This is a genomic window from Streptomyces venetus (assembly GCF_039540295.1).
GTDB classification, from domain to species: domain Bacteria; phylum Actinomycetota; class Actinomycetes; order Streptomycetales; family Streptomycetaceae; genus Streptomyces; species Streptomyces venetus.
This window is the reverse complement of sequence record NZ_BAABET010000006.1, coordinates 291,034-305,090: the sequence shown is the minus strand read 5'-3', so window position 1 is coordinate 305,090 and position 14,057 is coordinate 291,034. Positions and strand designations below refer to the sequence as shown.

At 70.9% G+C, this 14,057-nt stretch carries 9 protein-coding genes and 1 tRNA gene; 5 read left to right on the top strand and 5 right to left on the bottom strand.

The window, feature by feature from the left end; genetic code table 11:
• Positions 1-32: 32 nt before the first annotated feature.
• Entirely contained in the window at positions 33-1,079 is a 1,047-nt protein-coding gene (locus tag ABEA82_RS21470) for a sugar phosphate isomerase/epimerase family protein (protein WP_345663194.1), read from the top strand.
• Between the two features lie 125 nt (positions 1,080-1,204).
• On the opposite strand, the gene ABEA82_RS21465 is transcribed toward ABEA82_RS21470, so the two are convergent.
• The 4 genes from ABEA82_RS21465 to ABEA82_RS21450 form a co-directional block, all read right to left on the bottom strand.
• A complete protein-coding gene (locus tag ABEA82_RS21465; protein WP_345663193.1) occupies positions 1,205-2,590 on the bottom strand; it encodes an OFA family MFS transporter in 1,386 nt (461 codons plus the stop codon).
• A gap of 121 nt (positions 2,591-2,711) precedes the next feature.
• Positions 2,712-4,856: an acetate--CoA ligase family protein gene (locus tag ABEA82_RS21460; RefSeq protein WP_345663476.1), complete on the bottom strand. Its 2,145-nt coding sequence runs from the start codon at positions 4,854-4,856 to the stop codon at positions 2,712-2,714.
• A gap of 4 nt (positions 4,857-4,860) precedes the next feature.
• Positions 4,861-6,102 carry a formyl-CoA transferase gene (gene frc / locus ABEA82_RS21455; RefSeq protein ID WP_345663192.1) on the bottom strand — a complete coding sequence of 414 codons (1,242 nt, stop codon included), beginning with the start codon at positions 6,100-6,102 and terminating at the stop codon, positions 4,861-4,863.
• 10 nt (positions 6,103-6,112) lie between these two features.
• Entirely contained in the window at positions 6,113-7,795 is a 1,683-nt protein-coding gene (locus ABEA82_RS21450) for a thiamine pyrophosphate-binding protein (RefSeq protein WP_345663191.1), read from the bottom strand.
• A gap of 142 nt (positions 7,796-7,937) precedes the next feature.
• Here ABEA82_RS21450 and sucC point away from each other — a divergent pair, with 142 nt between their 5' ends.
• The 4 genes from sucC to ABEA82_RS21430 all read left to right on the top strand — a co-directional run bounded on the left by sucC (position 7,938) and on the right by ABEA82_RS21430 (position 12,127).
• Positions 7,938-9,068, top strand: coding sequence for an ADP-forming succinate--CoA ligase subunit beta (gene sucC / locus ABEA82_RS21445; protein ID WP_345663190.1), 1,131 nt, complete (start codon positions 7,938-7,940; stop codon positions 9,066-9,068).
• 14 nt (positions 9,069-9,082) lie between these two features.
• The gene (sucD, locus tag ABEA82_RS21440; protein ID WP_345663189.1) at positions 9,083-9,964 is read left to right on the top strand and encodes a succinate--CoA ligase subunit alpha; all 882 of its coding nucleotides are present in this window, start codon (positions 9,083-9,085) and stop codon (positions 9,962-9,964) included.
• A gap of 57 nt (positions 9,965-10,021) precedes the next feature.
• Positions 10,022-11,563: an aldehyde dehydrogenase family protein gene (locus tag ABEA82_RS21435; RefSeq protein WP_345663188.1), complete on the top strand. Its 1,542-nt coding sequence runs from the start codon at positions 10,022-10,024 to the stop codon at positions 11,561-11,563.
• Between the two features lie 479 nt (positions 11,564-12,042).
• Positions 12,043-12,127: transfer RNA gene (locus ABEA82_RS21430), tRNA-Leu, on the top strand.
• A 77-nt stretch (positions 12,128-12,204) separates the two neighbouring features.
• On the opposite strand, the gene ABEA82_RS21425 is transcribed toward ABEA82_RS21430, so the two are convergent.
• Positions 12,205-13,959, bottom strand: a complete 1,755-nt coding sequence (locus ABEA82_RS21425) for a sigma-54-dependent Fis family transcriptional regulator (RefSeq protein ID WP_345663187.1) — start codon at positions 13,957-13,959, stop codon at positions 12,205-12,207.
• Between the last annotated feature and the right edge of the window lie 98 nt (positions 13,960-14,057).

Sequence of the window (14,057 nt, the reverse complement as noted above, 5' to 3'; positions counted from 1 at the left end):
ACAACGCCACGCGATCACGAGGAGTTCCCCGCATGAGCCGCTTCTCCCAGCCCGACCCCGAGCTCACCCACCGCCTCAGCAGACGCGGCATGCTCGGCGTTGCCGCCGGAGCCACCGCCGCCGCCCTGCTCGGCGCCGCCGCCCCCGCGACCGCCGCCCCCGCGTCGGCCGCCACTGCCTCCGGGGCCAAGGGCCGTGGCCGCCCCGTCCTGCCGCCCGGCCGCCTCGGCATCCAGCTCTACAGCCTGCGCGACAAGGTCTCCACCCTCGGCTTCGGCCCCGTCTTCGCGGAACTGGAGAAGTACGGCTACGACGAGGTCGAGTTCGCCGGTTACACCCAGGGCTCGGCGGGCCCGATCACGCTCGCCCAGCTGAAGCGGCTGGCACGCAACCACGGCCTGAACCCGATCGGCAGCCATGTCGGCTACTACTCCGACGACCCGAACGCCTACACCTTCGCCCAGAACCTCACCAAGGTCCTCGACGACGCCCAGGCCCTCGGCCTCAAGCACATCGGCACGGCCTCCGGCCCGTTCCGCTACGGCTCGACCGTCGACGCCTGGAAGCGCGCCGCCGACGACTTCAACACCTACGGCGCGGCCGCCAGGGCCCGGGGCATGAAGTTCTACCAGCACAACCACTCCGAGGAGTTCTCCTTCGCCACCGACAACCCCAAGGTCCGCCTCTACGACGTCCTCCTCAAGGAGACCGACCCGGATCTCGTCCACCTGGAGATGGACATCTACTGGGCGTACGTCGGCCAGTTCCGCTTCTCCAAGCGCCCCGACGGCACGCCCGCGCCCTTCGAGCCGCTGGACTACGTCCTCGAGCGGCCCGACCGCTACCCGCTGTTCCACGTGAAGGACGGGGTGAGCGACCCGTCGAACCCGTACGGCTACCGCATGACCGACGTCGGCGACGGTGACATCGACTACCAGCGGTTCATCTCCGCCGTGACCCGGCTGCGCGGCCACCGCCTGGCCCACCACTGGCAGGCCGAGCACGACAACCCGGCCGAGTCGCTCACCTTCGCGCGCCGCTCCAGCGCGCACCTGCACTCACTGCGGGAGAAGTGCTGACAGCCGTCGCGACATGAGCAGGCCCCTCCCGGACGGGGAGGGGCCTCCTCACATGGGGGACGGTCTGCGGCGTCGGATGGTGTCGTGCGGACGGGCTGCTCACCGTTCAAGGGGCAGCCGTCACGTCAGGTCACGTCCTCACCGAGCGGTCGAGGGTTGGGAGCGACGCGCTTCTCCCTGTCGCGCCCCGGCGGGGTGAGGAACACCGCCACACAGCCGGCGAAGAGCGAGATGGAGCCGGCCAGGATGAAGGCACCGGAGTGTCCCCAGGCGCTGACGACCACGGCGCCCATACCCGCGCCCAGACCGGAGACGAGCTTGGCGCTGTAGACCATGCCGTAGTTGGAGGCGTTGTTGTTCTCACCGAAGTAGTCGGCGGTGAGCGCCGCGAACATCGGGAAGATGGCACCGCCGCCGAAGCCGGAGATCGCCGAGAAGATCAGGAACAGCGTCAGGTTCTTGCTGTCGGCCGCCCAGAGGATGCCGTACTGGGCGAGGCCCAGGATGAGGCAGACGACGAGCAGGCACCGCTTGCGGCCGTAGAGGTCGGAGAGCCAGCCTATGACGCCGCGGCCGGTACCGTTGACGACCGCCTTCAGGGACATCGCCGTCGCCACGATGCCGCCCGCGAACCCGGCCTCCTCGCCGATGTCCACCTGGAAGGCGATACCGAAGATGTTCACGCCGGACGTGCACGCCAGACAGAACCACATCAGGGCCACCCGACCGGTCTTCCACGCCTCCTTGGGGGAGTACTGGCGGACCGCCGGCGGGTTCATCCGCAGCGAGCGGGCCGCACGGGGGTCGTTCGGCGGGTTGAGCGGGTCGATCGAGGCGGGCCACCAGTTCTTCGGCGGGTCCTTGAAGAAGTAGCCGGAGCAGGCGACGAGCCCGGCCAGGAACACACCCACCGAGACCAGCACCCAGCGGAAGTTGGTGAGGTCCATGTAGCCGTTGAAGAGGAACACGAAGGGCACCGAACCGTAGGCGAAACCGCCGTTGACGAAGCCCGTCTTGCCGCCCTTGCGCTCCGGATACCACTTGCCCACCATGTTGACGCAGGTGGCGTACACCATGCCCGCGCCCATCCCGCTGAACATGCTGAAGCCGATGTAGGCGAAGACGACGTGCGGCGCGAAGGCCAGCGACAGATAGCCCATCAGCGTGCCCGTCGCGCCGAGCATCATCGCCCAGCGGGCCGGCAGTTTCCCGCTCTCACGCAGCTTGCCCGCGGGGAAGGCCACCGCGGCCTGGAAGAAGACCCAGACGGTCATCATCCAGAAGATGTGCATGCTGTTCCACTGGTGTGCCGTGTGCAGGGTGTCCTCGGCGGACGCGAAGGCGTACTCGGCGGAGGAGATGCCCATCATGCCGACCCAGGGCAGGATCACCATCCACTTGCGCTTGCGCCCCATGATGTCGATGTCGGACTCGCCGACGCGGTAGACGCGTCCGTTCTTGTCGGTCACCTCGCGATAGGCGGCGACCTGTGGAACGTCGGTGGTTGTCACGGTTGTTTGCACCCCTTGCGTCGAAAGATCTGGCCAGCGCCCCCTGTCCCATGCCTTTCGTGCGCGTACGGGTCCCGGGGCCGGCCGACGCGCACCGTCGGCCGGCCCCCGCTCCCTCACCTCATGTACCGCCCCCCAGCACACCCGCCTCCCGCGCCCAGCGGTACTTGGCGCCGAGCACGGCCACCGGCTTCTCGGTCGTGTAGGGATACGCCACGACCCCTCGTTCGAAGAGGTACTGGCAGGCCTCCTCGACCTCCACGTCGCCCGCGAGGGACGCCACCACCGGCTTCTCGATCCCGCGCTCCCGGAACTCGGCCACCACGCGCGCGGTGAGCTCCGCGAAGACCATCGGAGGAGTGACGATGGTGTGCCAGTAGCCGAGGACCAGGGCGTGGATGCGCGGATCCTCCAGGCCCAGCCGGATCGTCGCCTCGTACGTCGACGGCGGCTCGCCGCCGGTGATGTCCACGGGGTTGCCCGCAGCCCCGAACGGCGGGATGAACGCGCGGAACGCCTCGTCGAGGTCGGGCGGGATCTCCATCAGGGACAGGCCGTTGTCCGTGACCGCGTCCGACAGCAGCACCCCGCTGCCACCGGCCCCGGTGATGATCACGACGTTGTCGCCCTTGGGGGCGGGAAGCACCGGCAACGCGCGCGCGTACTCCAGCATGTCGTTCAGTCCCGGTGCCCGGATGACCCCCGCCTGCCGCAGGATGTCGTCGTACACGGCGTCGTCTCCCGCGAGGGCCCCGGTGTGCGAACCGGCCGCCTTCGCGCCCGCCGCCGTACGGCCCGCCTTCAGCACGACCACCGGCTTCTTCGGCACGGTCGCCCGGGCGGCCTCCACGAAGGCACGCCCGTCCTTCAGGTCCTCCAGGTGCATCGCGATGCACTGGGTGTTGGGGTCCTCCCCGAACCAGGTCAGCAGGTCGTCCTCGTCCAGGTCCGACTTGTTGCCGAGCCCGACGATCGCCGACACGCCCGTTTTGGTGGTGCGCGCGAAACCCAGGATGGCCATCCCGATGCCGCCCGACTGTGAGGTCAGCGCCACCCCGCCCTTGACGTCGTACGGCGTGCAGAACGTGGCGCACAGGTCCTGCCAGGTCGAGTAGTAGCCGTAGATGTTCGGTCCCAGCAGCCGCACGCCGTACCGCTCGGCGATCGTCACGATCTCCGCCTGGAGTTCGTGCTCGCCGGTCTCCGCGAAACCGGAGGGGATCAGCACGGCGTTCGGGATCTTCTTGCGTCCCACCTCCTCCAGGGCGGAGGCCACGAACTTGGCCGGGATCGCGAAGACCGCCACATCCACCTCACCGGGAACGTCCGTGACACTCTTGTACGCCTTGCGGCCCAGAATGTCATCGGCCTTGGGGTTCACCGGGTGGATGTCGCCCGCGAAGCCCCCGTCGACCAGGTTGCGCATCACGGAGTTGCCGATCTTGCCCTGCTCGTTGGACGCGCCGATGACGGCGACCGAGCGCGGTTGCATCAGCCGGCGCATCGACGCGAGGATCTCGTCCCGCGAGTACTTCCTGCGCGGCGGGGGCTGTGAGTCGGCGAGGATCACCCGGATGTCGGCCGCGACGGCCCCCTCCGCCGTCGCGATCACCGGGTTGAGGTCCACCTCGGCGATCTCCGGGAAGTCCGCGACGAGTTCCGACACCCGGCGGATCTGCTCGGCCACGGCCCAGCGGTCCACGCCGGCCTGGCCGCGCACCCCGCGCAGGATCTCCGCCGACCGGATCGAGTCCAGCATGGACAGCGCCTCGTCGGGCTTGACCGGGGCGAGCCGGAACGTGACGTCCTTGAGGACCTCGACGAGCACTCCACCGAGCCCGAAGGCGACCACCTTCCCGAACGTCGGGTCCGTGACCGCCCCGACGATGACCTCCTGCCCCTTCGGCAGCAGCTCCTGCACCTGCACGCCCGAGATGCGGGCGGCGGGGTCGTAGGCGCGGGCGTTGTCGACGATGGTGTGGAACGCGGCCCGTACGTCCGCGGACCCCTCGACGCCGACGATCACCCCGCCGGCGTCGGTCTTGTGCAGGATGTCCGGCGAGACGATCTTCATCACGACGGGCCCGCCGAAGCGCGCCGCGAACGCCACGGCCTCGTCGACGTCGGTCGCCAGTTCCTCGCCGGGTACGGCGATCCCGTACGCGTCGGCGATCACCTTGCCCTCGGGCGCGGTCAGCGCGGTCCGGCCCTCGGCGCGCACGGAGTCGAGGAGGGAGCGCACGCGCAGAATCCGGTCTTCGGCCATCACGTCAGATCACCCCGTTCGACTTGAGCAGGCGCACTTCCTCGTCGCCGAGGCCGAGTTCGCCGACGTAGACCTCTTCGTTGTGCTCACCGAGCAGCGGGGAACTGGTCACGGCCACGGGGGAGTCCGACAGCTTGAGCGGACTGCCGACGGTCACGAACTCGCCGCGCTGCGGATGCGGCACGGTGACCACCATCTCGTTGGCGACCAGCGACCGGTCCTCGATGATCTCCCGCGTGGACAGGATCGGCCCGCACGGGATGTTGTGGGCGTTGAGCCGCTCCAGCACCTCCCACTTGGGCAGCGTCGAGGACCACTCCTCGATCAGCTGGAACATCTTGTTCAGCTTGGGCAGCCGCGCCTCGGGCGTCGCCCACTCGGGGTCCTCGGCCAGCTCGGGCCGGCCGATGAGTTCACTGATCGGCCGCCAGCCGACGGGCTGCACGATGACGTACACGTAGTCGTTCGGGCCGCCCGGCGCGCACTTGACCGCCCAGCCGGGCTGGCCGCCGCCGGACGCGTTCCCGGACCTGGGAACCTCGTCGCCGAAGTCCTCGTTGGGATATTCAGCGAGCGGCCCGTGTGCCAGGCGCTGCTGGTCCCGCAGCTTCACCCGGCACAGATTCAGTACAGCGTGCTGCATGGCCACGTTGACCCGCTGCCCGCGCCCGGTGCGCTCCCGTTGATAGAGCGCGGCGAGGATGCCCGCCACCGCGTGCACGCCCGTCCCCGAGTCCCCGATCTGGGCCCCCGTCGCCAGCGGCGGCCCGTCCTCGAAACCAGTGGTCGACATCGACCCGCCCATGGCCTGCGCGACGACCTCGTACGCCTTGAAGTCGGTGTACGGGCCCTCGCCGAACCCCTTGATGGAGGCATAGACGATCCGTGGATTGATCTCCTGGATGCGGTCCCAGGTGAAGCCCATCCGGTCGACCGCGCCCGGTCCGAAGTTCTCGACCATGACGTCGGAGCGCCGGATCAGCTCGGTGAGGATCTCCTTGCCGCGCTCGGTCTTGGTGTTGAGGGTGATGCTCCGCTTGTTGCAGTTGAGCATCGTGAAGTAGAGGGAGTCGACGTCCGGCAGGTCACGCAGCTGCTTGCGCGTGATGTCGCCGGTCGGCGCCTCCAGCTTGACGACGTCCGCGCCGAGCCAGGCGAGCAGCTGGGTCGCGGACGGCCCTGACTGGACGTGGGTCATGTCCAGGACGCGGATGCCTTCGAGGGCCTTGGTGGAGGTAGCAGTCATCGGGGGCACCTCACTTGTACATGGTCTGGTTCATGGTTCCGGGGGCGTACGCGTCGGGGTCGACCCAGACGTTGATCAGGGACGGCTTGCCGGACTCGCGGGCGCGCCGGAGGGCCGGGCCGATGTCGGCGGGGTCGCGGACCTCCTCGCCGTGACCGCCCAGCATGCGGGCGAACTCGTCGTAGCGGACGTCGCCGAGGGTGTTGCCGACCCGTTCGCGCTCCTTGCCGTACTTGGCGGCCTGGCCGTAGCGGATCTGGTTCATGGAGGAGTTGTTGCCGACGATGCCGACGAAGGGGAGGTCGTAGCGGACCAGGGTCTCGAAGTCCCAGCCGGTGAGGGAGAAGGCGCCGTCGCCGAAGAGCGCGACGACCTCCTTGTCGGGCCGTGCCTGCTTGGCCGCGAGCACGAAGGGGACGCCGACGCCGAGCGTGCCCAGGGGGCCCGGGTCCATCCAGTGCCCGGGTGACTTGGGCTGTACGACCTGACCGGAGAAGGTGACGATGTCGCCGCCGTCGCCGATGTAGATCGAGTCCTCGGTGAGGAAGTCGTTGATCTCGCTCACCAGGCGGTAGGGGTGGATGGGCGAGGCGTCGGACCTGAGCTGCGGCAGCCGCTTCTCCAGGGCGGTCTGTTCGGCCGCGCGCAGTTCGTCCAGCCACTCCTTGCGCCTGGACGCGCCCCCGTTGACGCGTCCCGAGGCGGCCTCGGTCACGGCCTTCAGCACCAGCCCGGCGTCTCCCACGATGCCGAGGTCGATGTCGCGGTTCTTGCCGACCGTGCGGTAGTCGAGGTCGATCTGCACGACGGTCGCGTCCGGCGACAGCCGCTTGCCGTAGCCCATGCGGAAGTCGAAGGGCGTGCCGACGATGACGATGACGTCGGCGTTGGAGAACGCGTACCGGCGTGAGAGCTGGAAGTGGTGCGGATCGCCCGGGGGGAGGGTGCCGCGCCCCGCGCCGTTCATGTAGGCGGGGATGTTGAGGGTCCTGACCAGCTCGACGGCCGCCTCGGTGCCCCGGGTCGTCCAGACCTGGCTGCCGAGCAGGATGGCCGGTTTCTCGGCGTGGACCAGCAGGTCCGCGAGCCTCTCGATCGCCTCGGGGTCTCCGGCCGAGCGGGTCGAGGCGCGGTAGGCCCCTGCCTGCGGCACGCGTGCCTTGGCCGCGGGCACCTTGGCGTCCAGCACGTCGCGCGGGATCTCCAGGAAGGAAGGGCCGGGCGCGCCGTGGTAGCACTCGCGGAACGCCATGGACACCATGTCCGCCGCGCGCGCCGTGTCGGGCACGGTCGCCGCGAACTTGGTGATGGGGTTCATCATGTCGACGTGCGGCAGGTCCTGGAGTGACCCCATCTTGTGCTGGGTGAGGGCCCCCTGGCCGCCGATCAGCAGCATCGGGGACTCGGCGCGGAAGGCGTTGGCGACACCGGTGACGGCGTCGGTCGTCCCCGGGCCCGCGGTGACCACCGCGCAGCCGGGCTTGCCGGTGATGCGGGCGTAGCCGTCGGCGGCGTGGGCGGCTACCTGTTCGTGGCGTACGTCGACGACCTCGATGCCCTCGTCGACGCAGCCGTCGTAGATGTCGATGATGTGGCCGCCGCACAGCGTGTAGATGCGGTCGACCCCCTCGGCCTTCAGCGCCTGGGCTACGAGATGACCACCGGAAATGACGTCCTGGGTGTCGTCGGGCATGGCGAAGTCCTGTCCCTTCGTAGGGGGTTGGAACGGCTCGCGGTACATTGCATACAGTCGACGGATACTGTATGAAGCTTGTTATCCCGCATCCGGTGGGTGGTGTCCAGGGGGCGTGCGGCACTTTCAGTCAGGAGCCGAAATGGACCTGTACGAACACCAGGCAAGGGAACTCTTCGAGGAACACGGCATCGTGGTGCCGCGGGCCGAGGTGACGGACTCACCCAAGGAGGCCCGTGAGATCGCACGCCGGCTCGGTGGCCGTGTGGTGGTGAAGGCGCAGGTGAAGACCGGTGGCCGGGGCAAGGCGGGCGGGGTGAGGCTCGCCCCCGACTCGGCAGCAGCCGAAGTCACCGCCCGTCAGATCCTCGGCATGGACATCAAGGGCCACACCGTCGGCAAGGTGATGCTGGCCCAACCGGTCGACATCGAGGCGGAGTTCTACGTGTCCTACGTACTCGACCGGGCGGCCGGCCGTTTCCTCGCGATCGCGTCGGCCGAAGGCGGCATGGAGATCGAGGAGGTCGCCGCGAACCGCCCCGAGGCCGTGGCCCGCGTCCCCGTCGACCCGGCCCAGGGCGTCACCTCCGCGAAGGCGGGCGAGATCGCCGAGGCGGCCGGACTGCCGCCCCAGACCGTCGACGTCCTCGTACGGCTCTGGGAGGTCCTGGTCCGCGAGGACGCCCTCCTCGTCGAGGTCAATCCACTCGTCCGCACCGGGCAGGGACAGATCCTCGCCCTCGACGGCAAGGTGACACTCGACGACAACGCCCGTTTCCGCCAGGCACGCTGGGGCGCGGACGACACCGGGCACGACGACCCGCTGGAGGCCGCGGCCGCCGCCAAGGGCCTCAACTACGTCAAGCTCGACGGCGAGGTCGGCATCATCGGCAACGGCGCCGGCCTCGTCATGTCGACCCTCGACGTGGTCGCGGGCTGCGGTGCGCGCCCCGCCAACTTCCTGGACATCGGCGGCGGAGCGAGCGCCCGGATCATGGCGGACGGACTGTCGGTCATCCTCTCCGACCCGGCCGTGAAGTCCGTCTTCGTCAACGTCTTCGGCGGCATCACCGCCTGCGACGCGGTCGCCGACGGCATCGTCCAGGCCCTGGACACCGTCCGCCTCACCAAGCCGCTCGTGGTGCGCCTCGACGGCAACAACGCGCCCCGGGGGCGCGCCATCCTCGACGAGCACGCGCATCCGCTGGTCGAGCAGGTCACCACGATGGATGGCGCCGCCCGCCGTGCCGCCGAACTCGCCACCACAGCCTGAGGAGGAGGAACACCATGGCCATCTACCTCACCAAGGAGAGCAAGGTCCTCGTCCAGGGCATGACCGGTGGCGAGGGCATGAAGCACACACGGCGCATGCTCGCGGCCGGCACGAACGTCGTCGGCGGCGTCAACCCGCGCAAGGCCGGGAGTACGGTCGACTTCGACGACCGTGCCGTCCCCGTCTACGGCACGGTCGCAGAGGGGATGCGCGCGACCGGAGCGGACGTCACCGTCGTCTTCGTGCCGCCCGCCTTCGCCAAAGCCGCCGTCACCGAGGCCGCCGACGCCGGCATCGGCCTCGCCGTCGTCATCACCGAGGGCATCCCCGTCCACGACTCCGTCGCCTTCACCGCGTACGCCGAGCAGCAGGGCACGCGCGTCGTGGGCCCCAACTGCCCGGGCCTCATCACGCCCGGCCAGTCCAACGCGGGCATCATCCCGGCCGACATCGCCAAACCGGGCCGGATCGGCCTGGTCTCCAAGTCGGGCACGCTGACGTACCAGCTCATGTACGAGCTGCGCGACATCGGCTTCTCGACCTGCGTCGGCATCGGCGGCGACCCCGTCGTCGGCACCAGCCACATCGACTGCCTCGCCGCGTTCCAGGACGACCCCGAAACCGAACTGATCGTCCTCATCGGCGAGATCGGCGGCGACGCGGAGGAACGCGCTGCGGCCTACGTCCGCGAGCACGTCACCAAGCCCGTCGTCGGCTACGTCGCCGGGTTCACCGCACCCGAGGGCAAGACCATGGGGCACGCGGGCGCGATCGTGTCCGGCTCCTCCGGCACGGCCCAGGCGAAGAAGGAGGCGCTGGAGGCGGCCGGGGTGAGCGTGGGCAGCACACCGACCGAGACGGCGCAGCTCGTGCTCGCGCGACTCGAAGGCCGATAGCGGGCCACCACGGCCGATCCCCCGCCCCCGACCGTGCACCGAGAGCGGAGCAACCCCATGGCACCCACCCTCACCCTCAAATCCGGCACGTCCTGGCCCGACACCTGGCAGCGCTGCCTCGCCGCCGCCCCGGAGGCCTTCCGCGACGACCGGGTCCTCAACCTCTGGAACGCCGCCTGGCAGACGGACGGCCGGGTCCTGCCCGCCGTCAGCCCCGTCGACGGCAGCCCGATCGTCGGCCCGCCGCGCCTGGACGGCATCACCGCCCACCAGGCCGTGCGCGCCGCCCTCGACCAGCACCGCGCCTGGCGGCACGTCCCGCTGGCGGAGCGCCGGGCCCGCGTCGCGGCCACCCTCGACGCCCTCACCCGACACCGCCGGCTGCTCGCGCTCCTGCTCGTCTGGGAGATCGGCAAGCCCTGGCGGCTCGCCCAGGCGGACGTCGACCGGGCCGTCGACGGGGTCCGCTGGTACGTCGACGGCATCGAGCCGATGCTCGCCGACCGGGCTCCGCTGGACGGCCCGGTGTCCAACATCGCCAGCTGGAACTACCCGATGAGCGTGCTCGTTCACGCAGTGCTGGTGCAGGCACTGGCCGGCAACGCGGTCATCGCCAAGACCCCGACCGACGGCGGTGTCGCCTGCCTGACCCTGGCCTGTGCGCTCGCCGCCCGCGAGGGGATTCCCGTGACCCTCGTCAGCGGCAGCGGGGGCGAGCTGTCCGAGGCGCTGGTGCGGGCGCCCGAGATCGGCTGCGTCTCCTTCGTCGGCGGCCGCGACACCGGCGCCGCGGTGGCCACGGCCGTCGCCGACCTCGGCAAGCGGCATGTACTCGAACAGGAGGGACTCAACACCTGGGGCATCTGGAACTATTCGGACTGGGACGCGCTCACCGCGGTGATCCCGAAGCTCTTCGACTACGGCAAGCAGCGCTGCACGGCGTACCCGCGCTTCGTCGTCCAACGGCAGCTGTTCGACGCGTTCCTGGCGGCGTACCTCCCGGCGGTACGCACGCTGAGGGTCGGTCACCCGCTCGCCGTGGCGAAACCCGACGAGCCGTACCCCGAGCTGGACTTCGGGCCGGTGATCAACGCCGCCAAGGCGAAGGAACTCCAGGACCAGGTCGCCGAGGCGGTCGAGCGCGGCGCCGTACCGCTCCACCGCGGCGATCCGTCCGACGCGCGCTTCCTGCCCGGCCAGGACACCTCCGCCTACGTCCAGCCGGTCACGCTCCTGAATCCGCCCTCGTCCTCCCCGCTGCACCACGCGGAGCCGTTCGGCCCGGTCGACACGATCGTCCTGGTGGACACGGAGGCGGCGCTGCTGGCCGCGATGAACGCCTCGAACGGCGCGTTGGTGGCCACGCTGTCCACGGACGACCGGGCGACCTACGCGCGGCTCGCCCCGCAGATCCGCGCGTTCAAGGTCGGCAACGGCCGACCGCGTTCCCGCGGCGGCCGCGACGAGCTGTTCGGTGGACTCGGGGCGTCCTGGCGCGGCGCGTTCGTCGGCGGTGAGCTGCTGGTGCGCGCGGTGACGCGGGGACCGGCGGGGGAGCGGCTGCCGGGGAACTTCCCGGAGTACCAGCTCCTGCCGTGAGCGGGGCGGGCTCGCGCCGTGAAGGGTGCCGGGCTCGTCCCCTGAGCGGGGAAGGCAAGTGCCGGGAGGGGTGGCGGGCTCGCGCCGTGAAGGGTGGCGGGCCCGCGTCCTGCGCGAACCGCAGCAGCTCGTCGAGCGTCTCGTAGTCCCCGTCCTCCTTGAGCGAGTCGACGATGACCGTGTCGAGCGCCTGCGCCCCGACCCAGACCACGAAGACGCTCAGCATCGCCGCGGTCGGGGCGAACCAGAACGTGTCCCGCAGATGCTCCCTGAGCGGTGACAGCGCACGCGGGCGACGACCCGGTGAGGAGCTTCGCGTAACCATCCAGTCACTCATGGTGTGACCCCAGGTGGATCGGCACGCATGGTCCCGGATCGCCGCCAGGTGGAAGGAAACGCAGGTGAAAGGCACTCCGAAACCTTGGTATGGTTGTCCATGTCGCCGCGGGGAGCAGCCCTGGCAAGGCGGCAGACACCTGGTCCGGGTGGCGGAATGGCAGACGCGCTAGCTTGAGGTGCTAGTGCCCTTTATCGGGCGTGGGGGTTCAAGTCCCCCCTCGGACACAGACCAGCTCGGGCGGGTCGGGAAGCATCCCGGCCCGCCCGAGCTGTTTTGCGTACCTGCTCGCCGAGGCGGGTTCTCACTCCCGGTATCCCCGCAGCTTGCGGTACAGCGTCGCCCGGCCGATCCCGAGTGCCGCCGCCGCGCGCGCCTTGTTGCCGCCGTGGCGGCGCAGGGCCTCCAGGATCGCGGTGCGTTCGGCGCGCTCCATCGGGCTGAGGGGCCGTGCGGCCGGGCCGTCCCGCAGAGCGTCCGGCAGCTCCGCCCGGCGGACCGGCCCCGATGCCCGCCGGTGCTCCGCCAGGGCCCGGACGACATGTGCCAGCTCGGTGACGTTGCCGGGCCAGGAGTAGCGCTCGAGCGCGCGCAGGGCGTCCAGGGTCCAGGTCAGCGGCGGCAGCCCGGGCTCCGGGCGAGGCGCCAGGGCCGGGAGCAGCTCCCGTATGTCCCCGGTGCGTTCCCGCAGTGGGGGCAGGGTCACCGAGCGGGCGGACAGCATGTCCAGCAGCCGCTGGAGACAGGGGCCGACCGGGGCGCCGGGCGTGTAGGTGACCAGCAGCCGGGCGTCCGGGCGGCTGTCGAGCAGGGAGTTGAGCGCGGCCACGCCGGGCTGCGCGAGACGCTCGGCGTGCCGGAGCAGGAGCGGGCGATCGGCCGGCCACGCGGCCAGGGCTCGGTCGAGCCCGGCGTCCTGCGCGGCGTCGACGGTCCTGACCGCCGCCGCGCCGAGCAGTTCCCGGGCCAGCGCGGACTTGCCCGTGCCCCGCTCACCTGTCAGCAGAACCGGCTCCGGGGACCGCACCAGCTCGACCGCACGCGCGACGGCGTGCCGCCACGGGACCGAGGAGCCGGTGAGGGCGGTCGCCGGGCGCGGCGCCACCGGCAGCGGCGGCACGGGCTCACCGACCGGCTCCAGGGCGGCGACGACCCCGGTGACCGTGCCGTCCTCCAGGCGTACGGGAGTGATCCGCGCGACGCACCCCGCGCCGTCGGGCAGCTCGGTCTCGCCCCGTACATCCGCGTGCCGCGCGCTCACCGCCGTGCGTTCCAGCTCCTCCAGCACCTCGGGCGTCAGCATCCGCCGCGCCCCTTCGCTGATCAGGCGGTTGCGGCCGTCCAGGGCGATCACCGCCCGGTCGGGACCACCCGCGGCGCCGTCCCCCTCCCGCCCGGTAGGCCCGGACGCGCGCAGATACGCGTCCAGCAGGACCCGTTCCGCCCGCCCCGCCCGCGCCCGCAACTCCGTCTCGACCGCCGCGGCGGCGGCCTCCGCGAGGGCCGCCTGCGGGTGCGGCTCAGGCTCCGCGCACAACCGCGACGCGACGGTCACCGTGCCGAGCACCTGTCCGCTCTCCGGCCCGAGCACCGGGACACTCACGGCGGACACCTCCTGCCACAGGTCGAGAAAGTGCTCGGGCCCGTGCACCTCGGCCCGCCGCCGGGTGCGCAGGGCGAGGGCCGCGCTGTTGTGGCCGACCTCCTGCTCCGACAGGACGGAGCACGCGTCGAGCCCGGGCATGCTCCCCGCCGTCCACAGCACGCGCAGCCGCTCGTCGGTCAGGAGGAGCAGCGACCGCCCCGCGCCCAGGGCGGGGACGATCCTGTCGAGCACCGGCCGGGCGGCACCGAGCAGCGCCGACTCCGGCGGCCGGACAGGAGCGGCGGCCGGTTCCTTCAAGTCGTGCGGCACGCCGAAGAACCGCGCCCGCCGCCACGCCGCGACGACCTCCTCCGGGACGCCGCCGGGCAGCGGACACCCGGCCAGGAACCGCTCGCGCGCGAGACGCAGCGAGGGCCGGGCGGTGGCAGCGGGGGAGGGCTCTGTCGTGGTCACGGCATGCACACCGTAGCGGGTCCGGTTGAACGGCCAACGACTACTGTCCCCGGATGCGGAACGCCGGCTTCCGTGGAAGGTGTCTCGTAATGAGACAC